This window comes from Photobacterium sp. TLY01, assembly GCF_021432065.1.
GTDB lineage: Bacteria > Pseudomonadota > Gammaproteobacteria > Enterobacterales > Vibrionaceae > Photobacterium > Photobacterium halotolerans_A.
The window spans coordinates 1,916,445-1,940,845 of sequence record NZ_CP090364.1 but is presented as its reverse complement, the minus strand read 5'-3'; the positions used below and the strand labels follow the sequence as shown (position 1 = coordinate 1,940,845).

The following is a 24,401-nucleotide window of genomic DNA, read 5'->3' as shown; positions in this document are numbered from 1 at the left end:
ATGCAAACAGCCCGGTCAATGACCGGGCTGTGGATTGATAACGAGATTCAGATTCGTCAGGCGTTGGCCCGCTCACCACTGATTTCTTCATCGCGCTCGAAAATGCTGTTGTCAGCCTGGCCCAGTACCCGGGATGTGACTGTACCGGCAGTCATTGCGCCGCTGACATTCACCGCAGTACGGCCCATATCAATCAATGGCTCGATGGAAATCAGCAGGCCAGCCAGTGCCACAGGCATATCCAGTGCAGACAGCACGATGATCGCAGCAAACGTTGCTCCGCCACCGACACCGGCAATACCGAAGGAACTGATAGTAACGATCGCAATCAGGGTCAGCATAAAACCCGGATCCAGCGGATTAATGCCCAGGGTCGGGGCAATCATCACCGCCAGCATGGCAGGATACAGACCTGCACAGCCGTTCTGGCCCATGGTGGCACCGAACGAGGCAGAGAAGTTAGACACCGCTTCACCGTTACCCAGTTTTTTCACCTGAGTTTCAATGTTCAGCGGCAGAGTGCCTGCGCTTGAACGCGAGGTGAAGGCGAACGTCAGTACCGGCAGGATTTTTTTCAGGAAGCGCACCGGGTTGACACCGACACCAGCGACCAGAATCAGGTGCATCACCAGAATCAGTCCCAGACCGACGTAAGAGGCGACAACGAAGTTGAGCAGGTTCAGAATATCGCTGTAGTTTGAGCCGGCAACGACTTTGGTCATCAGGGCCAGTACGCCATACGGCGTCAGGGCCAGCACCATACGCACCAGCGTACGGACCACTTCCTGTGCCACATTGACGAAAGTTTCCAGGCTCTTGCCCAGTTCAGGCTGAGTGCGGATAACCGTCAGGCTCGCTACACCAATGAAGGCCGAGAAGATCACCACGGCAATGGTTGAGGTTGGACGGCTGCCGGCCAGATCGGCAAACGGATTACCCGGGAAGAATGAAATAATCATGTCAGCCAGAGACAGGGTTTCTACCGAGGCCAGACGGGTCTGCAGTGCTTCACCACGGGCAATTTCACGCGCGCCCTGAACAATGCCTTCAGCGCTCAGACCGAACAGGTTGCTGACCAGAATACCGATCAGAGCCGACACGGCTGTGGTTGCCAGCAGGATACCGATACTCAGGCCAGAGATCTTGCCCAGTGAACCAGCATTTTTCACTTTGACGATAGCGGCAATAATCGACACCATGATCAAAGGCATCACGATCATTTTCAGCAGGCTGACATAGCCTGAACCAACAATACCGACGTATTTGAGTGTAGTGGCAATGGTTTCATGGCCGGCACCGTAAATAAACTGCAGTGCCGCACCAAAAAGCACACCCAGCCCCAGACCGGTAAACACACGTTTAGACAGGGTTTGATCACTTTTTTGTTGTTTCACCAGAAAGGCAATCAGCAGCGCAAAGATTGCCAGGTTCACGATTAGATACATACAACTCTCTATTTATAAGGTATCCAGCCTGCATAAGATGTTGCGCAGAACTGTCATCAAATGTTTTCAGCATCATAGGGATTAAGCGGAGTTTAAGGAATGTTTCCTAATTACTTTAACTATTCAAAAATAGAACATGTTAAAACCAAATGGAATATTGATGAAGATGTAACCGATTGAAGAAAATGATGGTGAAATGACAGCCAGCGTTGTACTGGCTGTGATATTGAAATGTTTCAGGCTGCGGTGTTTTGTGCGACCGGCTGTACGACATTGACAGGCGCGGCACTGTCGGCCATGTCGCGAAGCTTTTGCCACCATTTGCCCAGCGTTTCGTGCCAGAATCGCTCTGTTTGTTCCAGATACTGCGCTTTCGGTGCGTATTTCAGCCAAGGCTGATGAATTTCATCACTGGCGAGATAATTCGTCGGGGCGGGGATCGGGCTCAGGCCCGCCTGGTTGAACTCGGCGATAGCGCGCGGCATATGGCTGGCTGAGGTCACAAGTACTAAATTGCGTTTACCGACCACAGAAGCCGCCTGAAAGGCTTCTTCCCAGGTGTCTTTCGCGGTTTCCAGCAGAAGGATATCCAGTTTGTTGACTCCTAAAGCAATGGCTACTTTGGCCATCATCCGAGCCTGACTGATTTCAGTGCCTCCGTCATAGCCTGACAGAATGATTTTGGAGCCAGGTGAAAGATTATGAATACGGATGGCTTCTGCAAGGCGCATCAGCGAAGCGCGTGACAGCTCAGAAGTGATAGGCAGATCTTTGTCGACCACATGGCTGTTGCCTAACACCATGATGTAATCAACCGGCTGACCGGATGGGATATAGCCTTTATACTGGCGCTCTAAAGGGGTGAGCAAGCTGCTGGAGACAGGCTGAAAGGCGACCAGGAAAATACCCAGTAAGGAGACGGCCAGCATGTACCCGGCCAACTTAGGGCGGCGGGTAAACCAGAGTATCATCAGCCCTGTGATGCCCACGATCAGTAGCAAAGGAAGCGGCATCAAAAAAGCTGACAAGATTTTTTTCAGTTCAAACATATCAGGTCGTCCGAAATTTCAGCAATTGAGCTTGAATACGTGCTCCAAGCCTTTATTACTCTAAAGCTTGTGACACAATAAGCATCTGACTAGGCCACTATCATAACGAAAACTGACGTGATCAGAGATCGAAATTTTGATGATTTAGCCCAAAAGTTCTCAGAAAACATCTACGGTACAGCAAAAGGGCTGATCCGTCAGACTGTCGTATGGCAAGATTTGGAGCAGATTTTACATACCCTTGACGCGAGATCAGCACCGCAGGGCACAGTATTGCATGTGCTGGATGCTGGCGGCGGAATGGGACAGTTGTCGCAATTAATTGCGAAACGTGGTCATAAAATCACTTTATGTGATCTTTCTGGAGAAATGCTGAAACTGGCAGGTGCGGAAATTGCCAAAAATGGCCTGCTTGAGCAATATCGACTCATTCATTGTCCGGTGCAGCAGGTGGATCACTATCTGGATGAACCGGTCGATTTGATTTTGTTCCATGCGGTGATGGAATGGCTGAGCGATCCGCGTGCAGCCCTTGAACACCTGATGACACAGCTGAAACCGGGCGGGATCATCTCCGTCATGTTTTATAACTATAATGGCTTGCTGTTTAAGAACCTGATTTGCGGTAATCTAACCCACGTCGAACAAGGGATGCCACACCGCAAGCGGTTCAAACTTCAGCCTCAGTCGGCCCAGACACCGGAAGAGGTGTATGCATGGCTCACGGAAGGCGGTTTGACCATTTTGGGCAAAACCGGTGTAAGGACTTTCCATGATTACATGCGTACCGACCGGGTGGGTGAGTACAGTCTTGAACAATTACTGGCGATGGAGCAGCGCCTCTGCCGCCAGGAACCGTATTTATCTTTAGGGCGGTATATCCATGTATACGCTCAGAAACCGTTGCAGTAAGAAACTTAAAGCCGGTTGCAAGTAATAAATCTAACAAATAAGGACAACGGATGAGTGACCAATCCCAGACTGTTCCTGAGCTGGTGACCTGGGTGAAACAACATGAATTCGCCCTTAACCTGCCAACGGAAAGACTGGCATTTTTATTGGCGATTGCCGTGTTAAGCGGCGAGCGTCTGGATGAGGAACTGGGGGAAGGTGAGCTGGTCGATGCGTTCAAAATCGTGAGCGATATGTTTGATCAGTCAAAAGACACCCTGGTTTTCCGCGCCAATAACGCAATCAACGAACTGGTCCGCCAGCGTCTGATTTCCCGTTTTACCAGTGAGATGACAGAAGGGGCCAGTATCTACCGGCTCAGTCCGCTGGCACTGGGGATTGCCGATTACTACGCCCGTCATCGTGAGTTCTCATCGATGAAACTGTCGATACAACTGGCGATGGTGGCCGATGAGCTGAATAAAGCGGCGGTGGCTGCCCATGAAGGCGGTGATGAACAGCACTGGAAAATCAACGTCTACGCGGTACTGAAATATTCAGTGGCCGAGATTTTTGATCGGATCGATCTGAACCAGCGCACCATGGATGAGCAGCAACAGCAGGTGAAAGAAGACATTGCTGAACTGCTCAATCAGGACTGGCGTGCGGCTATCACCAACTGTGAAAGTCTTCTCAATGAAACCTCCAGTACCCTGCGCGAGCTTCAGGACACCCTGCAAGCCGCCGGGGATCAGCTGCAAACCCAGCTGCTTGCCATTCAGGATGCAATAAGCACGACCTCGGATCTGGAGCTGGAATATGTCGAAGGCATGGTGTACTCCCTGCAGGCAAAGCTGGACCGGATCATCAACTGGGGCCAGCAGGCAATCGACTTGTGGATCGGCTACGACCGGCATGTGCATAAGTTTATCCGTACCGCCATTGATATGGACAAAAACCGTGCCTTCAGCCAGCGTTTGCGCCAGTCGGTCGCCGAGTTTTTCGACGCACCATGGCAGCTCACTTACGCCGATGCAGACCGCTTGCTTGACATGCGTGATGAAGAGCTGGTCCTGCGCGACGATGAAGTGACAGGTATCGTGCCGGAAACCCTTGAATTTGAAGAACTGAGTCAGGTGAACGATCAGCTCAGTGAAAGAATTGCAGAAATGCTGGATATCCATAAATCTCAGGGCGCAGCCATCAATCTTGGCAGCTTGATTCGGGAATACCTGAGTCAGCATTCACACGCACAACATTTTGATTTAGCACGTATTATTGTCGATCAGGCCGTCAGGCTCGGTTATTCCGAGTCGGATTTCAGTGCGGTTCAGCCTGATTGGGAACTGATCAACGACTACGGAGCCAAGGTACAAGCCAATGTCATTGACAAATATTGAAGAATTTATGCCAGAGAATCTGGCCAAAGCCATTGCCAACCCCTTGTTCCCGGCATTGGATAATGCGCTGCGCTCGGGTCGCCATGTGTCCAGCGAAGATCTGGATAATCATGCGTTTTTGCTGGAGTTTGAGCAGGACCTGATGCTGTTTTACAAGCGCTATAACGCAGAACTGGTCAGGGCACCGGAAGGCTTCTTCTATCTGCGTCCCCGCTCTACCTCGCTGATTGGCCGCTCTGTGCTGTCTGAGCTCGATATGCTGGTCGGAAAAGTGCTGTGCTTCCTGTACCTGAGCCCTGAACGTCTGGCCCATGAGGGAATATTTACCAATCAGGAACTGTTTGATGAGCTTTTGTCGCTCGCCGATGAAAAGAAACTCATGAAGCTGGTGACCAACCGGGCGTCAGGCTCTGATCTGGATCGCGAAAAGCTGTTTGATAAAGTCAAAACCTCCCTGCGCCGTATGCGACGTCTGGGCATGGTGATCATGCTGGGTGACAGCGGTAAATTCCGGATCAGTGAAGCGGTGTTCCGCTTTGGTGCGGATGTGCGGAACAGTGACGATATCCGGGAAGCGCAGCTTCGCCTGATCCGTGACGGCGAAGCGATTGTGCATCAGCAATTGCCGACGCAATCCAGCCTGATTGAGCAAGAACAAGCCAATGACGCTGCAAGTGATGAAGAAACCGAGCAAGAGGAACACGCCTGATGGAGCGCGGTAAGTACCAATCTCTGACCATGGTTAACTGGAACGGCTTCTTTGCCCGGACATTTGATATTGACCAACTGGTCACCACACTTTCCGGCGGTAATGGTGCGGGTAAATCCACCACCATGGCTGCGTTTATCACGTCTTTGATCCCGGATCAGAGCCTGCTGCATTTTCGGAATACCACAGAAGCGGGAAGCTCCAATGCTTCCCGTGATAAGGGATTACACGGCAAGCTCAAGCCAGGCGCCTGTTATTCTGCGCTTGATATCGTTAACTCCAAGAACCAGCGCATTATTTTTGCAGTGAAACTGCAGCAGGTTGCGGGCCGGGACAAAAAAGTCGACATCAAACCTTTCCTGATCCAAGGTTTGCCTTCAGCGGTGAAACCGACGGATATTCTGGTGGAAACTCTGTCTGAGAACCAGGCACGGGTGCGCCAGATCAATGAAGTGAAAGACGCTGTGTCTCAGTACGAAGGGGTGCAGTTTAAAACCTTCTCTTCTGTCACCGACTACCACACGCAGATGTTTGAATTCGGCGTCTTGCCGAAGAAGCTGCGTAACAGTACCGACCGGTCTAAGTTCTACCGTTTAATTGAAGCATCCTTGTACGGCGGTATTTCCAGTGCCATTACACGCTCGCTGCGCGATTACTTGCTGCCGCATAACTCTGGTGTGAAGAAAGCCTTCCAGGATATGGAAGCGGCGCTGCGTGAAAACCGCATGACGCTCGAAGCCATCAAGGTTACCCAGAGCGATCGTGACCTGTTTAAACATCTGATCACCGAAGCGACCAATTATGTGGCGGCCGATTACATGCGTCACGCCAATGAGCGCCGTGTCAAGCTGGAACAGACACTTGGCCTGCGCAGCGAATTGCTCGGCTCGCGCCAGAGCCTGATTGATCAACAGCAGGTGTTCGGCAACCTGTCGCAAGAGCTCGATGAGCTGAAAGAGAACGAGAGCGCGCTGGAGCAGGATCATCAGGCGGCGTCGGATCACTTGCAACTGGTTCAGACGGCCGTTCGCCAGCAGGAAAAAATAGAGCGTTACCGTGATGATCTTCTGGAGCTGACTGAGCGTCTGGAAGAGCAGGTCATGATTGTTGAAGAAGCGGCCGAGCAACTGGCCATGGCGGAAGAACAGGCCATGCTCAGTGAAGACGAGGTCGACAGCCTGAAATCTCAGCTGGCCGATTATCAGCAGGCGCTGGATGCGCAGCAAACCCGCGCTTTACAGTACCAGCAAGCCGTTCAGGCGCTGGAAAAGGCCCGTCAGATTTCGGCCGATGACACGCTGGATCAGGAAAATGCCGCTGAACTGCTGTCCAGCCTGAAACAACAGCAAGACAGTAAAACCACGGCACTGCTGGCACTGAAACACAAGCTGGATATGTCAGCGGCCGCTGCCAAACAATTTGAGCGCGGCCTGCAGCTAGTGACGACGATTGCGGGTGCAGTGGAAAGAGCCTCGGCAGGCGAAAAAGCCCGTGAATTACTGGCGACAGGCCGCGAGTTGCGAATGATTGCTCAGCGCAGTGAACAGTTGAGTGCGCAGTATCGCGATCTGGAGCGCAGTATGCGTCACCAGCGTCAGGCCCAGGATCTGGCAGACACTTATGCGAAACGTTTTGCCGTTGAGATTGATGGCGAACTGGCACTGGCTGAAGAACAGGCCCGTCATGAAGCGACTCTGGAAAGTCTGGAGCAGAATCAGTCTGATCTGGTGGAAAAACGCAGTGAACTGCGCCGTCAGGAACAGCAACTGTCAAAAGACATCAGTCTGCAGGAAGGCAAAGCACCGGCCTGGATTGCCGCCAGTGATGCGCTGGAAAAACTGGCTGAACAATCTGGCCAGGATCTGTACGACAGTCAGGCCGTGATGACGGCCATGCACCAGACGCTGGAGTCTGAACGTGAAGCCATTCACACCAGAGACAAACTGGCGGTGCGCAAGCAAAATGTTGAAAATGAAATCGAACGTCTGGCCTTGCCGGGCGGTAGCGATGATTCCCGTTTGCGTGTGATTGCCGATGTGCTGGGCGGTACCTTACTGTCTGAGATTTACGACGACATCACGATTGATGATGCGCCGTATTTCAGTGCTATGTACGGCCCTGCACGCCATGCCATCGTGGTGCAGGATATTGATTCTGTCCGCGAGAAACTCTCCGGGCTGGATGACTGTCCGGACGATCTGTATATCATCGAAGGCGAAGCGGATTCGTTTGATGACAGCAGTTTTGTGGTCGACGAACTGGAAGGGGCAGTGTGTGTTCAGCTGAATCAGCAGCAGCTGCGTTATTCCCGTTTCCCGAAAGTACCGCTGTTTGGCCGGGCCGCCCGCGAGCAGCGTCTGGCAATTTTACGCGAAGAGCGTGATCAGATTGTGGAGGATCACGCCAAGGCCTCTTTTGATGCCCAGAAGCTTCAGCGTTTGTACCAGAGCTTCAATGCTTTTGTGGCCAGTCACCTGGCGGTCGCTTTTGATCCCGATCCGGAAGAAGCAATTCGCGCCGCCCGTGAAAAGCGTAATCAGATTCAGCGTCAGTTGAACGACACCGAAGCCACTGAGCAGCAACAGCGCAGCCAGCTTACCGCGGCACGTGAAGGTTTGTCGCTGTTATCCAAACTGCAGCCGGTCGTGGCCTTGTTAGAAGATGAGACGATCGCCGCCCGTCTTGAAGAGGTGGAGCAGCAGCTCTCCCAGATTGATGAAGCGCGTCATTATCTTGAGCGCCACGGTAAGGCATTGGAAGAGCTGGAAACTCTGGTGTCAGCACTGGATACAGACCCTGAGCGGTTTGACGCTATGCAGGCTGAGTATCAGGATGCGGACCAGGCACTTCAGACACTGAAAAGTCAGATTTTTGCCCTGGCCGATTTGGTCGAACGGCGCCACCACTTTGGCTACGCCGATGCCGTTGAGCTGCTGAGCAAGAGCTCTGAGCTTAACGAGCAACTGAAGTCCAAACTGGAAACGGCTGAACGTGAACGTACCCGTCACCGTGAGAGCCTGAAACAGGCTCAGACGCAGAGCAACCAGTACAACCAGTTGCTGGCGTCGCTGAAGAGCTCACATCAGGCCAAGCAGGAAACCGTACAGGAATTTGAGCGCGAGCTGCAGGAGCTGGGTGTCCGCGCCGATCTTGAGGCGGAAGAGCGCGCGCGCCTGCGTCGTGATGAGCTGCATGAACGTCTTCACAGTTCCCGTAATCGTCGCAGCGAGCTGGAAAAAGCCACCACCTCACTGGATATGGAAATGCGCAATCTGGTGAAGCGCCTGCGCAAGGTCGAAAAAGACTATATCGACTTACGCACCCTGGTGGTGAATACCAAAGCGGGCTGGTGCGCGGTATTGCGTCTGGCACGGGAGAGTGATGTTGAACGTCGCCTGCATCGCCGCGAAATGGCCTACATGACGGCCGACGAACTGCGCTCGCTGTCTGACAAAGCGCTCGGGGCACTACGCCTGGCCGTGGCCGATAATGAAACGCTGCGTGATGCGTTGCGTGCTTCCGAAGACGTATCACGTCCGGAACGAAAAGTACTGTTCTACATCGCGGTGTACCAGCATCTGCGTGAGCGTATTCGTCACGATATTATCCGTACCGACGATCCGGTTGAGGCCATCGAAGAGATGGAAGTTGAGCTGGCCCGCCTGACTGAAGAGCTGACGGCGCGTGAAAAGCGTCTGGCGATCAGCTCAGACAGCGTGGCGAATATCATCCGTAAAACCATTATGCGGGAGCAAAACCGTATCAAGATGCTGAACCAGGGCCTGCAGAACATCAGTTTTGGTCAGGTGAAAGGCGTGCGTCTGAACGTGAACGTGCGTGAAACCCATGAATCCCTGCTGACGGGCCTGGCCGATCAGCAGGATCAGCATCAGGATTTGTTCGGCAATAACCGTCTGACCTTCTCTGAGGCCATTGCCAAGCTGTTCCAGCGACTGAACCCTCATATTGATATGGGTCAGCGTTCACCGCAAACCCTGGGTGAGGAACTGCTGGATTACCGGAACTATCTGGAGCTCAGCATTGAAGTGAACCGTGGTACAGATGGCTGGCTGCAGGCGGAATCGGGCGCCTTGTCAACCGGTGAGGCCATTGGTACCGGTCAGGCTATCTTGCTGATGGTTGTGCAGAGCTGGGAAGAAGAAGCCCGCCGTCTGCGCGGGAAAGATATTATCCCATGCCGTCTGCTGTTCCTGGATGAGGCCGCGCGACTGGATGCCAAGTCTATCGCGACCCTGTTTGAGCTGTGTGATCGTCTGGACATGCAGTTGCTGATTGCTGCGCCAGAGAACATCAGCCCGGAGAAAGGGACCACCTACAAGCTTGTGCGTAAGATCTTTAAAGATCGGGAACATGTCCATGTAGTCGGTTTACGTGGTTTTGGCCAGGAACCGAAAGGTGAGCCGGAACCAGGCAGGCAACTCGAGTTAGATCCGGCCTAAAGCCTGACTCAATAAAAAAACCAGCATGGAAACATGCTGGTTTTTTTATTGAGTCAGGTGCGTACAGTCAAGCAACCAGAAACTTATATCCCAGAGAGCACATCAGAATCGTGAGCGATAATGACAGGGTTCTGCGTACCATAGTTGGCCCGTATTTCATCGCGGACACGCTTCCCAGATGGTTACCGAGCAAATTCATGATCACTAAAGGGATGGCGAGGAGGTACAGGACGTTCCCAGAGACCACGAAAGCGATCAAAGCACCGATATTTGACGAAAAGTTAAACAGCTTAGAGGTTGCAGAAGCTGATACTAAGTCAAACCGCAGCATATAATGCAGCGCAATAATAAGAAAACTACCTGTTCCCGGACCGAAAAAGCCATCATAGAAGCCAATCACGAAGACGGCACTCGGCACGCCGAATAAGATGACGGCAGGATTGACCTTTTCATCCGTGACTCCCTTATCTCTTTTTGGGATAAAAGAGAGAAGAATACCAAATGGCAACATTGCCAGTATGATTTTGCCAATGGTGTCTGGATCAAAATACAGAATGGCCTGTGCTCCGGCATAGGCTCCAATTAGCCCTGCAGGTATACCCGTAGCCACTGCGGTCCAGATAACTTTTTTGTTTTGTACAAAGTTACGGATCGCTGCAATCGTACCCAGTGTGCTGACAATTTTTTCTTGGCCGAGAGCAACCTGCGGCGGAAGCCCTGCGAGTATGAAAGAAGGCACAAGTATCAATCCACCGCCGCCAGCTACACTGTCAATAAAGCCAGCGGCTAGTGCTGAGACCATAAGGGCTGAAATAACCCACAAAGATAGGTCATTCATCATAAGATCCATAAGTCACTCCTTTACGCGATCAGTGCTGGCTTTTGTGAATTGGCGTAAGACTTGATTAATACAGATGTATCCATACGGCCAAGTCCTTGCTGTATTAATTGCTGATAACGTTGATTAACATCCAGTGTCATTGGTAGCGTAAGACCATGATTTTCAGCTTCATTCAGACAAATAAGTAAATCTTTGCGCATCCAGTCAATAGCAAAGCCGAAGTCAAATTGATCTGATGACATTGTGACAGCCCGGTTTGCCATCTGCCATGATCCCGCTGCACCATGATTGAGCGCACTAGTCACTTGCTCGATATCAAGCTGAGATTTTTCTGCCAACAGCAGAGCCTCGCTGAGTCCTTGTAAAATACCGGCGATGCAAATTTGGTTAACCATTTTGCAGCGTTGTCCCTGGCCATGACCACCCAGTAAAACGGAGTGTTTAGAGTAAGCACTGATCACCTCAGTGATGTGATTGTAAGTGGATTGTTCACCACCGCACATCACTGTTAACGTCCCATTTTCTGCGCCAGCCTGACCACCAGAAACCGGAGCATCAATGAAATGTATCCCTTTATTTTTGCAGGCGTTAGCAAGCTCAATGGCTAACACGGCGGAAGTTGTGGTGTGATCAACGACAATACTGCCTGGTTTTAGTGAGGAAAGAACGCCCGTTTCGCCGTAAATTACACTTCTGACATCATCATCATTACCTACGCAAATGAATACGATATCACTGAAGCGAGCGGCTTCCTGAGGTGTTGAGGCGGATTTCCCGTTGAACGTTTTAGTCCACTTCTCTGCTTTACTGGATGTTCGGTTATATACAGTGACTTGGTGTCCTGAATCAGACAGGTGTCCTGCCATCGGATATCCCATAACACCTAGGCCAATGAATGCAATTTTTTTTCCTTTCATTTTAATATCCTAATCTTTACCGATGTGGTTATCTGTTGAATTGACTGGGACGATTCTTTCTAAAGAGCTCATTCCAAATAATCGGATAAGCCAACGGTCAGTGCCGTCATCTCGTGGTAGGAAACCTTCCCTGCTGTGCATTAGCCTCTGATTTTTGATCAATAGAAAATCACCGGGTTGATACAAAATTGAGTTTTTCATTTCAGGTGCTTGCAGTTTTGCTTCGAACATTACTAGTGCAGCAGCAGCTTCTTTAGTGAGCGGTGTTGTGTTTTCTTTGTCATATCTGCAATAAACTTGATTAGATTTAGAGTAAACAATGAGTGGCAGCACCGAAGTGGTACTTTGTGAAAATGAATCTGGGCGGCTTATTTCAAAATGTGGTTTTGTAAGTTGTTTTACCACGCCAGAGCTCAGTTGGTTTAGAACATCATCAAGTAGAACGAAATTAGACCTAACACGGAGATCAGTTCTAATTGCCATTAATGATAAGAATTCTGGACAACCACTTTTATCGGAAATTTTCTCACAGCTTAAGGGTAGATCCGGGTTATCGACATGATGACCAAAGGTATGGAGTGAGCCATGTGAAGATTTGTCATTTCGACTATTTAGCGAAGGAACGACATGTCTAAATAGAAATCCATTATTCTCGTTTTGGAACGAAATTGGCTCAATCTCTGCTAAATGATATATGCCAATATTAATTGCACTAATTACTGGAAGCTTTGATGGTTCAACATAACCTTGGTAAGGAGTTGGGGCTAAATTTTCATCGAGTGGTAATCCTCTGATTATTAATGCATTAACATCATTACAGTCCTTGAATGACTGAATTTGTCTTGCAATATTACTGGGTAAACATGATTTAACCATATGACCTAACCAAGTTTTGGTATTGAGCCATGATTGATCATCCGTTAAACGCAATCCTGAAAACGCGATTTTTAGTCTTCTGGTTGACTCATAGGGAATGAAAAGCTCTTTAATACTTTCAACATCTTGATAATGTGACTCAATTTCTAGCATTCAATTTCTCCAATTAACTGTTGTGTCATTTGTTGCATAAGATAATTTAATTGTCTTTGATGACATATGTCAATGTGTAATTTGAATTTTCCCAATTTGTCATTACACTAGGCACCTTATAGATTGAGTTGTCCTTGCATGGAGTTTTGGTGTGAGTGAAACCAAATTCAGGCATATTGCCAGTGCCATAGAATCAAGAATCGAAAGTGGCCAATATCCCCCTAATTCACGGCTGCCAACTCATCGGGAGTTAGCGGAAGAACTGGATACAACACCGGCGACAGTCGCTAAGGCTTATAAGATGCTCGCTGAGAAAGATTGCGTAGAATCCTTTGTCGGGCGGGGAACTTTTGTAAAGGGTAAAACTGCATTGGGGCAGGTCATACAGGCTCCTGAGCACGAAGAGTGTTTTAACTTTTCTCTTCTCCAGCCTTGCCTGAGTCAAAGTGTACCTGTGCTACAGGAAGCCTTCACGAATGTGTCGAAGCTATTTAGTGCAGACCTGATTGGTTATTCAGAGTTTTCAGGGCACAAGGTACATCGGGAATCAGGCGTTAAGTGGGCAGCCAGATTTGGGCTTGAAAAGGGTACACCTGAGAATACCTTGCTGGTTGATGGTGCCCAGCACGCTTTATCTCTGCTCATCATCGCTTTGACCAAACCTGGGGATACGATTGCTGTTGAAACCCTGACATACCCAGGTATTTTGGCCATTGGCAGCTTGTTAGGTAGGCGAGTCGTCGGCATAGCGCTGGATAATCATGGTATGTGCCCTGACAGCCTGGCGGCTGTGATTTGGGAAGATAAGCCAAAGTTGGTGGTTGTCATCCCTTCACATCAGAATCCAACTGGGATAACAATGCCTTACGAAAGACGCAAGCAAATTGCTGAGGTTATTGCCGGATCTAACGTGTGGTTGATTGAAGACGATATCTATGGTTTTTTGAACATAGAAACAATACCTGCAATCTGCAATTTCATCCCGGAACAATGCTTCCACATTACGAGTTTGTCAAAGGCAATCAGTCCTGCGTTACGTTGTGGCTTCATTAAAGTCCCTAATAGTCAAGTCACGATGATTAATGCTCACATCCGAGCTAATATCTGGCTCTCTTCACCACTTAATTACATTGCAGCCTCTGAGATGATTGCCAGCGGCAGTGCTTTTAGCCTTGCCAGTCAGCAACAACACACTGCGATGCGCAGACAGAAGATTGCTAAGTCGATATTGAGCTCGTCATTCAGAGAAAGTGAAGGTTATCACATCTGGCTCCCATTACCCGAAGGCTGGCGCTCGGACCGGTTTGTCATGGAAGCAAAGAATCGCGATGTAATCGTGAGTAGCGGCAGTTACTTTTGCCCTGATGCGAATGAGTCCGGGCATGTGCGGTTATCGTTGATGTCAGTGTCTACAGATCAGAGACTGGAGGAAGGGTTACATAAACTAAATGTGTTACTCCAGTCAGAAATGAACACAATGTTCCCTTTTTAGCCTAATTTTATCCTGTTCTTTCCAGCCCTCTGACTTGAGGGCTTTTATATCAAGCCTTGTCTGAGCGTTCACTTCGCCTCTTTTTATTCTTCTTTTGCATCATCATGCGGTCAGTTTTGTCTTGTTCCTAAGACCTGTTTCTCAATCGTTAGTGTCACAGTCGATAGCGCTTTGGGGCTCGGTAGAGTGCCTAGAATTTTAGTGTTGGAGTCGGCCATCTGACTAACCACTCAATGCATGTTTCAGGCGTGGCGGCCGGGTTGGGTGAATAGTGAATAACGAATGAATAAGTTTTGTCGTAGGGGTGATGACATGAAAAGTATAATTCTATTAATGCTCGCCATGATGGCAGTGGCGGGTTGTAGTGATTCAGACAGTGCGGATAACGCTGCGAATACACCATTGGATTCAGATGGTCAGCAGGAAGTGCCCGTCACGATTGAAGTCCCTGAAAATCCGGGTACGGATCCTGGTGATCCCGGCGGCCCCGGTAATCCCGGAGACGGTTATGACGGCCCACGCAAAGTGTGCCTGGCTATTACAGGTCTGGAAATTAAAGGTAGTGCCGGCAACATTATTGAATATACCAATGAGGTGATTGAAGAGGCGCTGAAGTCAGATCCTAATTGTGTGCCACCATCAGAAATCATTAATGATGCGCTGCCAGAAGGCATGGTGCTGATTGATTTACTGCACATGAGCAAGGATTTGGTTTCTCTGCTCAAAGGTGTTCGCCTGCCGGTTGATGATTATGTCAGTGTAACCCTGAAAATTAACGATCAAGATAGCTATGGTGAAGGTGGTTGGGATATCGACAGTGATGGTGATATTGATATTAGCTCTGGTAGTCCGTACTCATATGTTCAGGAGTACGATGGAGACTATAAATCATTGGATCTGGGCGGTAAACTGGAGTTTGCTGGGTTTAACTTAAAAGATACGTATCAAAAGTATAAAGATGACGCTGATTACTACACGTACTCTATGGTGATAGACCCCTACAGTGCTTTTAGTTTGCAAAATGGCACATATAGTATAACTGGTAAAGGTATGTGGCTGGTGAATAAACAATTAGATGCAATTCAAGTTGTGGGAGATGTTTTGGACTCAGCTTGTATTGAAGATGCCATGAAATTGATTTATTTATTCAAATCCGACTCTGAAGGCCCAAGTTCAGGTGCTGAGCCTGATTATATTACTATTGTAAATGATGATGGTGATGGGACCTATTCTTACGGTATGGCAAGTATTCCGAAAGGCTATTATGACTTCGAAATCATGTGTGATGTCGATGACGCTATCCCTGAGTTTTCCGGTTACGGCAAATACGATGTTAAAGTGACGGAAAAATCAGAAGGTGGATATGATGTGGGATACAGTGGTTATCTAGCTAGATAGATTTTGATTTAGCGAACTTACACATGTACAACCGGTCGACTTTGTTCGACCGGTTTCTTTTTGTCACAAGCTTGAATTGCTACTGAACAGCTAGTCGATCATGCTGAAAATGCGGTTTTTTAGCTTTTTTCACAAGATCAATATCTCATTTTTGCGCAAAAATAATCTCAGTCTCGCCAGAACAACTCTTTGATTCCTGTCCTGTTTATCCATAATGTCGATGTTTTTAGTCGTGAATGCCCAGATAGGTCTGGTTGTTTTTTAACCTGCCATTCATTAAAGTTCTCCCCATTGCGTGTAAAGGAACCAAAGAGAAACAACTATGACTTTCAGTGGCAAATTGCTTTCACCGGCGTTGAATGGACTCACACTACTCAAACAGATTGCACTCAGTTCAGTATTTGGTGTTGCTGTGATGGCGTATGGTATACATCCGGTTCAGGCATCTGTGACCACAAAGCCGACCAATCACCTGAAATCGACACTAAAATACGTCGAACTTGAAGCGGAAGAAGGTGATAAGAATATGCAGCTTTTCCTGGGCCGGGCGTACCTGGAAGGGAATAGTGGCATTGAAGCTGATCCGCTGAAAGGGCTGTATTGGCTGGAAAAAGCCGCAGTGGATATGCCTGAAGTAAAAACAATGATTGGTGACTTGTTCAAAAAAGGCCAGCTGTTGCCGCAGAATAATGAGCTGGCCCTTAACTGGTACAGCAAGGCTGCCAAAGAGGGAGATATTCCCGCCATGGTCGAGCTGGGAAATTATTATGCCTCCGGTGCTGAAGGTAAAGTGAATTGCGGAAAAGCAATCCACTGGTTTACCCAGGCATCAAATGGCGGTTCTCTGGATTCAAAGCGCAATCTGGTCTGGTTATACGCAACCTGCTCAGATGAAAAAGAGCGCGATGGTCATTTGGCACTGAAGCTGGCGAAACAACTGGTCAAAAAGTCTGAGGCAGATGCGGGAGACTATGACAATCTTGCGGCTGCTTATGCTGCCTGTGGTCAGTTCAACCAGGCGGTTAGAGCACAGGAAATTGCGCTTGAAAAATTAGAGCAGGACGCAGAAGCGCAACGCATTGCTAAGTTTACGCAACGCTTAAGGCTCTATCAGCAAAACCAGACAATTTACAGTGCTTCACTGTAATCCCCTTTTCGCATAACAACACCTGAACGGTTATTTCTTCTCCTGTTATGCATTCAAGCCTTCACCTTATGGTGAAGGCTTTCTTTTGTCCCATTTCGAATACAGATTTTTCCATCAATTGGCAGTATTTTGCCGATAATGAATGCATAGCTGTATTTTTTGTCGTGGGCGATGTTGTGATACCTCCCGAACGTGATATTTCAGATATTGTCAGTAGTCGCACTCTGGATTTCTCATCCGGACACAACCGGCTGGATGCAGCGGGTGGTGAGGCCGGTATTCGTAAACTGGCTGATGCATTTTGTCATTGTATGGACACACACCCTGATCTGGCGGTGATACGGGCCAAATACCCAGACGATCTGACTGATTTTCGTGAAACACTTGTGACTTTTCTGTTGACCTGGATACGGGGTGAAGTACCGCTTTACACAAAATCCAACGGTCGTCGTTATCTCAATATCAACCGGCGACGGGTACGTCTTAACAGCGCCGAGAAAGATGCATGGCTTCGGTGTATGCAGCTGGCGCTGGATACCCAGCCTCTCAGCGAAGTGTTTAAGCGGTACGTTATGGTGCAGTTAACCTTGTCGGCAGAAATGACACGTAAAAGCCAGGATGAACAGCCCCTGGACTGACAGGAAGGATCAACCACAGACGTGTCTGATAATTTTACACCCCTCCCTGATCCAGCCTATTTTTAAAATAAAAAACAAACACTTACCATTTGGCCTCATCTTTGCTTTATCAATCTGTAACTCATGTAGTAGACAGAGGGGCAAAGGATGAAGTTATTCAGTGGTTTAACTATGACAGCACTGTGTTGTCTGAGTGTTTCGGCCAACGCGGCTGAAATCAATTTAGCTGCACCGGGTGTGGATCAGGCCGTTCTGACGATGGGCAACCAAGGTGACAGTTATGTTGCGGTTTACCAGCAAACCGGGGCGGGATCGGGCAATCTGGGATCATTCCTGCGAGTTCAGGAAGGTGGGAATGGTAACGGAAATGGGAACAGCAACGGGGATGGAAACGGTATCCAGGAAGGTTTTAATACCAGTACGACAGATCCCTATATGATGGATCAGCATCCGTCGGGTAATTTTACCCGTGATGTAACGTTTTCTGAGCTGCAGTCGCTGGATGGTTTCTACGCCTTTATTCTTGATGCCAATGAAACCGGGAATAATAATGAGATTGTACTGACGAACCTGATGCTGTTCTCAACCAGTGTTGCCAGTCAGAATGTGGATGATATTGCCAACCTGCAGAGCAGTACTTTGCTCTGGAGTCTGGACTGGGATGACAACGGTGCTTTCCTGGATAACTCAGTGCGTCTGGATACCAGTAAGAATAACAACGGCCCGGGTAGCGGTGCGACGGATTTGGTGTTCTTAATCAATGAGAATTACTTCGCTAATATTCCCGTCGGTCAGAACAATTTTGTTCTCTACTCCAGCTTCTCTGAGTTTGATTCAGGGTATGAAGAGTGGGCACATGGCCAGGTGGCGTTTGATCCGGATGGTGGCGATCCGCCAACCCCGGTTCCTGAACCTGGCAGCTTAGCTTTACTGGGGATCGGCTTACTGGGCTTGCTAAGCCGTCAGTACAGACGTCGCCATCAGGCATAACCAGTCAATCAACTGTGTCGGAAAGGGAGCCTATGCTCCCTTTTCTTGTGCGTGAAAGCGCTAATCTTGCGGAGACTTCAATAAGTCTTCCAGCGCCTGAATGGCAGCTTTGACCCATTCCTGTAAGTTTTCAGCCTGCGATAAAGAGGGAGTGCACTCAGAGCAAGACATCTTGATAGACATAACCTTTTACCTCCAAGTTAAGTGTAGATCGGTCGGGTCATTTTCTGACAGTCTTAAAAGGACAGACACGACAGCTTTACAGGGACAGACACACTAGCCTTACAGGGACAGACATAAAGAGCGCTTAAGTGCTTATTGATTCCATTGTGGAATGAATTGATATCTTAGCTTTCGCTGTTAACCGATTCTGAGGGATGTTAATTTTTCCGGCCATGGGGACAGGCCCCCATCGTTTTCAGGAAGAAGTATGGACATCTCTTTAGACATTCTCGCGATTTTATTCTTCGTGGCCGGGCTGGCTGCCTTTATTGATGCGATTGCCGGTGGTGGCGGGCTGCTGACAGTCCCGGCCTTGCTGGCAGCAGGCGTCCCTCCCACGCAGGCGCTGGCGACCAATAAACTGCAAAGCTCCTTTGGCAGTTTTTCGGCGACCTATTATTTTGTGCGTAACGGCCTGGTCGATCTCAGGCAAATGGTGCTGGCAATCCTCTGTACTTTTGTCGGTTCAGCCGTGGGTGCGGAACTGGTACAAGTGATTGATGCAGGCGTATTAACAACCATGATTCCTGCCTTGCTGATTGTCATTTCTCTGTATTTTCTGTTCGCGCCCCAGGCCAGTATTCACGGCGGGAAAGCGAAGATTTCTGACGGACTTTTTGCCTTTACTGTCGGCACCAGCATTGGTTTTTATGATGGCTTCTTCGGGCCGGGGACCGGCTCACTGTTTACCATTTGTTTTGTGACTTTGGCTGGTCTGGGTATCGTGGAGGCGACTGCTCGCACTAAGGTGCTCAATTTCACCTCGAATATTGCGGCACTGATGTTTTTTATCATGGCAGGCCTGCCGGTTTGGGAGATTGGTCTGGTGATGGCGGTCGGCGGATTCATCGGCGCCAGAATCGGGGCCAAAGTGGTGGTCAGCAACGGACGAAAGCTCATCCGTCCTATGGTGGTGATTATGTCGATGCTGATGGCAATAAAGCTGCTGTGGGAACAAAATCCGCAATGGTTTCAATAAGGTGCTTCACGCGCTCTGAGCGGTAGCTGTGCTGGCGGTAGCAAAGATAAATGGGCCGGACAAAACCATCCAGAAACGCAAAATGCTGGCAATCCTGTTCTTTGATTGCCAGTGTCTTCACCACAGAAAGCGGCACCAGTGCAGGGGCTGCGCCGCCCAGCGCAAGTTTTGCGGCTGCAGTGTAGGAGTCCATTTCCATCAAAGGACGGATCCCCGCCTGCTGCAGTAAGCCCGCCTGATAGGCATTGGCCGGATTGCTGAGATCATTGGTCAGCAGGCACTCTGGTGTCTCAGTCAATGGCTGATTGAAGACCACAGTAAAAGGCTCATCAAATAAATGCCTTGCCTGAAGCCCGTGATGGGCGGGCAGATGACCGGCACAAAATCCGACGGTCGCATCACCGGCCTGAACGCGCTCAACAATGACAGGGGTGTGGTGGGTATTGAGCACGATATGCGGATCGTCTTTCAGAAAACGCCCCATCAGGGCGGCCAGATAACCGGCCACCAGGGTTTCTGAACAGGCCAGAATAATCGGGGTATGATCCCGAATCGCCTGCTGATCGAAGATCTGGCCTTTTAATTCATTGAAACCGGGACCAACCTGCGCCACGAGTGCCTGTGCATCCGGGGTTAGTTTGATATTCCGGCCATCAGGCACAATCAGCTTTTTGCCTAACTTTTGTTCAAGCCTGGCGATGCGTTTACTCACAGCACTCTGACTGATGTACAAACGGCTGCCGGCACGGCTCATGGTGCCTTCTTTTGCGAGTACCAGTAATGTTTCCACACCTTCAAGCAGCACAAATCGTCCCGATGAATCATTAATGAATTTTAGGAATGGATAATAGCAAAGTCAGTGTGACGAGGCGATAAGCAAACAGAATAAAGGCAAAACAACCCGCCGGGAATCTGTCCGGCGGATAAGAAGAAAGGATGTTTAGTGATGCCCTGAGGTGTCGTCGGGATGGGTCTGGGTAATACTGCCGACTTCCAGCATCGGTGCCACGTCCAGGTGTTCGGCATTCATCATGGAAGAGATGCGCTGTACCGACGAGAGCAACAGCGATTGCTCCCATTCGTCTAACTGCTGAAAACGGGAGACAAAACTTTCCTGCAACGGCAACGGGGCTTTATCCAGATTCGCCAAGCCCTCCGCGGTGAGATGCGCATGCACTTTGCGTTTATCCAGCTTGCTTCTTTCTCGGACAACGAGGCCGCGTTTTTCCAATCGGTCCAGAATGGTCGTTGCGGTTGCCTGACTCATATTGGTGTTACTGGAAAGCTGGCGAATTGTCACTTCACCTGAATCGCGGATGGCTTTCATCAATACCAGTTGCGGTCCGGTCAGACCGGTTGATTTGTTCAGTTGTCTTGAATGCAGGTCGATCGCTCGGATTATTTGTCGCAGGGCGATGAGGACTTCTTCATGTTTGTCCATGTTGCTCTCCCACCTTGTTGCCGCACGGAACATCAGGTGATGGATTGTTGCGTGATAGAAACGGCAAAAGCACTTATTGATTCAGGTTGTCTGAATAGTCAGCGGATGTGATGGCTTATCTTTTCAGTCAGACCTTGAGTAAAGCCAAAATTCTAGCACGCCAGTGAATCAGCCAGCTATCAAAAATACTGTCAAAACCATGATTTGCACGATTTTTCAGCTGCTGGCATCATCTGGCAGCGACGAACGACTTCGGTATTTCATGATAATCAGACCCGTTGTCGATTCCTGCTGATCATTTCTATTGTAGATGAGAGGAATAGTGATCGGACCCATGCCAGAAACACGGAATCAATATGAACAATCGGCAGGTGCGCTGAGAAAAATGGTGAAAACCTGACCACCCAGCGTCGCATTTTTATGTTTGTACGGATTTTGGTCACTGTTTTTCAAATTGTTTCTATTTGTTACTTGTTATTGTCTTTTTCGTGAATGATAATAATTCTCAATATAAGCCTCATTGTTTTTAAATTCACCAAGGACGATACGCCCAAGATGAAAAAGACGTTTTCCCTGACGCTGCTGGCCGCTTCTGTTGTGGTCTCCGCTTCAGCACATGCTGCAGTCTCCAAGCAAGATGTGGTCAGCCATTACGCAGATATTGCTTTTCATGTTTTCAGTGATGCCCGGACAACAGCCCAAAACCTGGATAAAGCCATTGATGCTTTGATTGCTTCGCCTTCTGAAAAGACGCTGGCTGAGGCCAAAGCGGCCTGGAAGCTGGCGCGTATCCCTTATCAGCAATCGGAAGTGTTTCGTTTTGGGAATCCGGTTGTTGACGACTGGGAAGGTCAACTCAATGCCTGGCCTCTGGATGAAGGTTTGATCGATTATGTGGCTCAGGGTTATCACCATGAGCTGGGTAATGAAGGTGCAACGGCCAATATCATTGCTAATGAAACGATCCAGGTCGGTAACGCAACCCTCAATGCAGTGAAAATTACCCCTGAGTTACTGGCGGATATGAATGAAGTTGGTGGTTCGGAAGCCAACGTCGCAACCGGTTATCACGCCATTGAATTTTTGCTGTGGGGTCAGGATTTGAACGGGACCTCTGCAGGCGCCGGTGAGCGTGCTTATACCGATTTTGCAAGCGGTGAAGCCTGTACCAATGGTCATTGTGATCGCCGCCGGGCTTACCTGAAAGCGGCGTCTGAGCTGCTGATGACCGATCTGGACTGGATGGCCAAGCAATGGTCTGTGGCCGAAAAAGGCAATTATCGCAGCGAGCTGCTGGCAGATTCACCAGATAACGGTTTACGTAAAATGCTGTTCGGCATGGGATCCCTGTCTTTGGGCGAACTGGCTGGTGAGCGCATGAAAGTGGCACTGGAAGCCAACTCCACTGAAGATGAGCATGACTGTTTCTCCGACAATACGCATAACTCCCATTTCTATGATGAGCAGGGCATTTATAACGTCTACACCGGCACTTACAAGCGTGTTGATGGCAGCACCCTGACAGGGCCGAGCATCCATGACTTGGTGGCGGAGAAAGATCAGCAAGCGGCCAAGGCGATTCATACTGAGTTCGACAATGCCCGTGCGCAGGTCTACACCCTGGTTGAGTCAGCGGAAAAAAATAATCAGCATTTTGATCAGCTGATTGCTGCGGGTAACAAAGCCGGTAACCAGCTGGTCAATGACGCCATCATGGCGCTGGTGAAGCAAACCGCTGAGATTGAACGTGCTGCCAGCATTCTGGGTGTCACAAATCTGAATCCGGATACTGCAGATCACCAGTTTTAAACCGTATTGGCATGAATCAATTAAAAACAAAAATTAAGGGCTCATTTGAGCCCTTTTGCCGTCATATCGGATTCTTGTTGTCTGAAGAATGTGAGCGTGTATGAACATGAAATTGAAGTCCTTTGCAGCCAGGGTGGTTGCATTTTCTTTGCCGCTGGTGATCGCTTTGCCAGCAGCAGCCCAGCAAAACAGTGAAACTGCGGCTACGGCTGATCTTTCTTTGCTGAAATCCGGTGGCGCAACCAGTGTCACGAAAACCGGCGCGAATGCGTTTTCTATGCCAGCGGCAAATCTCCCTTTGGTTCATCGTCTGGATTTTAGTGTCGGCAACAGTTTTTTCCGTAACCCCTGGGTGCAGGCCCCCGCGACCACCGAAGCGCGTGACGGACTGGGGCCTTTGTTCAATACCAACGGTTGCCAGAATTGTCACATCAAAGACGGTCGTGGTCACCCGCCGGAAGCAGGCGATACCAACGCTGTGTCTATGCTGGTGCGCTTAAGTATCCCGGCCCTGACACCGGAGCAGAAAAAAGCCCTGATTGTCGATGGTGTGATTCCGGATCCTGTCTACGGTGGTCAGTTGCAGGATTTTGCTTTGCCTGATGCCAAGCCTGAAGGTCAGATCGCCGTGACATACACAGATGTGCCGGTCACTTTTTCGGATGGCGAGGTCGTCACACTGCGCAAACCTGCGCTAGCGATCACTCACCTCAATTATGGCGACCTGCACCCGGACATCATGATGTCAGCGCGGATTGCGCCACCCATGATCGGCCTGGGGTTGCTTGAGCAGATCCCTGAGCAAACTTTGCTATCCATTGCGGCAGCACAGCAGGAAGAAGGGAAGGGGATTTCCGGCCGGCTGAACCGGGTATGGGATGTTGAAAAACACCAAACCGTTGCCGGGCGCTTCGGCTGGAAAGCCGGTCAGCCGACACTGATGCAGCAAAACGCCGGCGCGTTTAACGGCGATCTGGGCCTGACCAGTCGTTTGTTTCCGGTTGAAAACTGCACCAGCGGTCAGGACGTCTGTCAGACTCTGCCCAATGGCGGCTCCCCCGAAGTCAGCGATAAGATCATGAATTTTGTTGAATTCTATTCCCGTCATCTGGCTGTGCCTGTGCGCCGTAATTTGGATGATCCGCAAGTAAAACGCGGTGAGCGCGTATTTGCTGAGGTAGGGTGCGGATCTTGCCACCAGAGCAAGCTGCAGTCCGCCAAAGTCGACAGTTTACCGGCTCTGTCTGAGCAGACCATTCACCCGTATACCGATCTGCTGCTGCATGACATGGGCGAAGGTCTGGCGGATGGTCGCGGCGAGTTTCTGGCCAACGGCCGGGAATGGCGAACCGCACCGCTGTGGGGGATTGGCTATACCGAAGAAGTGAATGGCCATACCTATTTTCTGCATGACGGCCGGGCCCGTAATCTGATGGAAGCAGTGCTTTGGCATGGCGGGGAAGCGCAGGCCAGCCGTGATCAGGTGCGCCAGCTGGCTAAACCGGATCGGGAAGCCTTAATCGCTTTCCTGCACTCTCTGTAAG

The 24,401-nt window shown here is 49.7% G+C and carries 20 protein-coding genes; 12 read left to right on the top strand and 8 right to left on the bottom strand.

Annotated features, from left to right (window positions below; translation table 11 throughout):
* Nucleotides 1-56: 56 nt before the first annotated feature.
* Nucleotides 57-1,445, bottom strand: a complete 1,389-nt coding sequence (locus tag LN341_RS09310) for an L-cystine transporter (RefSeq protein WP_046219757.1) — start codon at nt 1,443-1,445, stop codon at nt 57-59.
* A 236-nt stretch (nt 1,446-1,681) separates the two neighbouring features.
* Nucleotides 1,682-2,494: an envelope biogenesis factor ElyC gene (elyC, locus tag LN341_RS09305; RefSeq protein ID WP_046219758.1), complete on the bottom strand. Its 813-nt coding sequence runs from the start codon at nt 2,492-2,494 to the stop codon at nt 1,682-1,684.
* Nucleotides 2,495-2,611: 117 nt separating this feature from the next.
* Between elyC and cmoM the strand changes: the two genes are divergently transcribed.
* The 4 genes from cmoM to mukB are packed head-to-tail and all read left to right on the top strand — an operon-like array spanning nt 2,612 to nt 9,954.
* Complete coding sequence (gene cmoM / locus LN341_RS09300; RefSeq protein WP_046219759.1) at nt 2,612-3,406, top strand: tRNA uridine 5-oxyacetic acid(34) methyltransferase CmoM; 795 nt, start codon at nt 2,612-2,614, stop codon at nt 3,404-3,406.
* 50 nt (nt 3,407-3,456) lie between these two features.
* Entirely contained in the window at nt 3,457-4,785 is a 1,329-nt protein-coding gene (gene mukF, locus LN341_RS09295; protein ID WP_234203143.1) for a chromosome partition protein MukF, read from the top strand.
* On the top strand, nt 4,766-5,494 hold the full coding sequence (mukE, locus tag LN341_RS09290; RefSeq protein ID WP_046219761.1) for a chromosome partition protein MukE: 729 nt from the start codon (nt 4,766-4,768) through the stop codon (nt 5,492-5,494). Before mukF ends, mukE begins: the two co-directional genes overlap by 20 nt.
* A complete protein-coding gene (gene mukB / locus LN341_RS09285) occupies nt 5,494-9,954 on the top strand; it encodes a chromosome partition protein MukB (protein ID WP_234203142.1) in 4,461 nt (1,486 codons plus the stop codon). The genes mukE and mukB overlap by 1 nt, the downstream gene beginning before the upstream one ends.
* 67 nt (nt 9,955-10,021) lie before the next feature.
* Here the strand turns inward: mukB and LN341_RS09280 are convergent, their stop codons facing one another.
* Genes LN341_RS09280 through LN341_RS09270 form a run of 3 tightly spaced genes read right to left on the bottom strand, consistent with a single transcriptional unit; the run spans nt 10,022 to nt 12,741 of the window.
* The gene (locus LN341_RS09280; protein WP_234203141.1) at nt 10,022-10,804 is read right to left on the bottom strand and encodes a TSUP family transporter; all 783 of its coding nucleotides are present in this window, start codon (nt 10,802-10,804) and stop codon (nt 10,022-10,024) included.
* A gap of 11 nt (nt 10,805-10,815) precedes the next feature.
* Nucleotides 10,816-11,712 carry an NAD(P)-dependent oxidoreductase gene (locus tag LN341_RS09275; protein ID WP_234203140.1) on the bottom strand — a complete coding sequence of 299 codons (897 nt, stop codon included), beginning with the start codon at nt 11,710-11,712 and terminating at the stop codon, nt 10,816-10,818.
* 9 nt (nt 11,713-11,721) lie between these two features.
* Complete coding sequence (locus LN341_RS09270) at nt 11,722-12,741, bottom strand: TauD/TfdA family dioxygenase (RefSeq protein WP_234203139.1); 1,020 nt, start codon at nt 12,739-12,741, stop codon at nt 11,722-11,724.
* A 151-nt stretch (nt 12,742-12,892) separates the two neighbouring features.
* Between LN341_RS09270 and LN341_RS09265 the strand changes: the two genes are divergently transcribed.
* The 5 genes from LN341_RS09265 to LN341_RS09245 all read left to right on the top strand — a co-directional run bounded on the left by LN341_RS09265 (nt 12,893) and on the right by LN341_RS09245 (nt 18,406).
* Nucleotides 12,893-14,233 (top strand): PLP-dependent aminotransferase family protein, encoded by a 1,341-nt coding sequence (locus LN341_RS09265; RefSeq protein ID WP_234203138.1) that lies wholly within the window; start codon nt 12,893-12,895, stop codon nt 14,231-14,233.
* A 312-nt stretch (nt 14,234-14,545) separates the two neighbouring features.
* Complete coding sequence (locus LN341_RS09260; protein ID WP_234203137.1) at nt 14,546-15,631, top strand: hypothetical protein; 1,086 nt, start codon at nt 14,546-14,548, stop codon at nt 15,629-15,631.
* Nucleotides 15,632-15,953: 322 nt separating this feature from the next.
* On the top strand, nt 15,954-16,778 hold the full coding sequence (locus tag LN341_RS09255; protein WP_046219764.1) for a tetratricopeptide repeat protein: 825 nt from the start codon (nt 15,954-15,956) through the stop codon (nt 16,776-16,778).
* 176 nt (nt 16,779-16,954) lie between these two features.
* Nucleotides 16,955-17,416, top strand: coding sequence for a globin (locus LN341_RS09250; RefSeq protein ID WP_234203136.1), 462 nt, complete (start codon nt 16,955-16,957; stop codon nt 17,414-17,416).
* A gap of 147 nt (nt 17,417-17,563) precedes the next feature.
* A complete protein-coding gene (locus LN341_RS09245; RefSeq protein WP_234203135.1) occupies nt 17,564-18,406 on the top strand; it encodes a PEP-CTERM sorting domain-containing protein in 843 nt (280 codons plus the stop codon).
* Nucleotides 18,407-18,466: 60 nt separating this feature from the next.
* On the opposite strand, the gene LN341_RS21780 is transcribed toward LN341_RS09245, so the two are convergent.
* On the bottom strand, nt 18,467-18,589 hold the full coding sequence (locus tag LN341_RS21780) for a hypothetical protein (RefSeq protein WP_255782984.1): 123 nt from the start codon (nt 18,587-18,589) through the stop codon (nt 18,467-18,469).
* Nucleotides 18,590-18,836: 247 nt separating this feature from the next.
* On the opposite strand from LN341_RS21780, the gene LN341_RS09240 reads away from it, so the two are divergent.
* The gene (locus tag LN341_RS09240) at nt 18,837-19,607 is read left to right on the top strand and encodes a TSUP family transporter (RefSeq protein ID WP_234203134.1); all 771 of its coding nucleotides are present in this window, start codon (nt 18,837-18,839) and stop codon (nt 19,605-19,607) included.
* Here LN341_RS09240 and LN341_RS09235 read toward each other — a convergent pair.
* Nucleotides 19,546-20,412 (bottom strand): LysR family transcriptional regulator, encoded by an 867-nt coding sequence (locus LN341_RS09235; protein WP_046219767.1) that lies wholly within the window; start codon nt 20,410-20,412, stop codon nt 19,546-19,548. The two genes, LN341_RS09240 and LN341_RS09235, sit on opposite strands and share 62 nt — an antisense overlap.
* A gap of 135 nt (nt 20,413-20,547) precedes the next feature.
* Entirely contained in the window at nt 20,548-21,048 is a 501-nt protein-coding gene (locus LN341_RS09230) for a MarR family winged helix-turn-helix transcriptional regulator (protein WP_046219768.1), read from the bottom strand.
* A 555-nt stretch (nt 21,049-21,603) separates the two neighbouring features.
* Here LN341_RS09230 and LN341_RS09225 point away from each other — a divergent pair.
* Both LN341_RS09225 and LN341_RS09220 read left to right on the top strand, forming a co-directional pair.
* Nucleotides 21,604-22,857, top strand: a complete 1,254-nt coding sequence (locus LN341_RS09225; RefSeq protein ID WP_234203133.1) for an imelysin family protein — start codon at nt 21,604-21,606, stop codon at nt 22,855-22,857.
* A 106-nt stretch (nt 22,858-22,963) separates the two neighbouring features.
* Nucleotides 22,964-24,400, top strand: coding sequence for a di-heme oxidoredictase family protein (locus tag LN341_RS09220; RefSeq protein ID WP_370643741.1), 1,437 nt, complete (start codon nt 22,964-22,966; stop codon nt 24,398-24,400).
* Nucleotide 24,401: the final 1 nt, after the last annotated feature.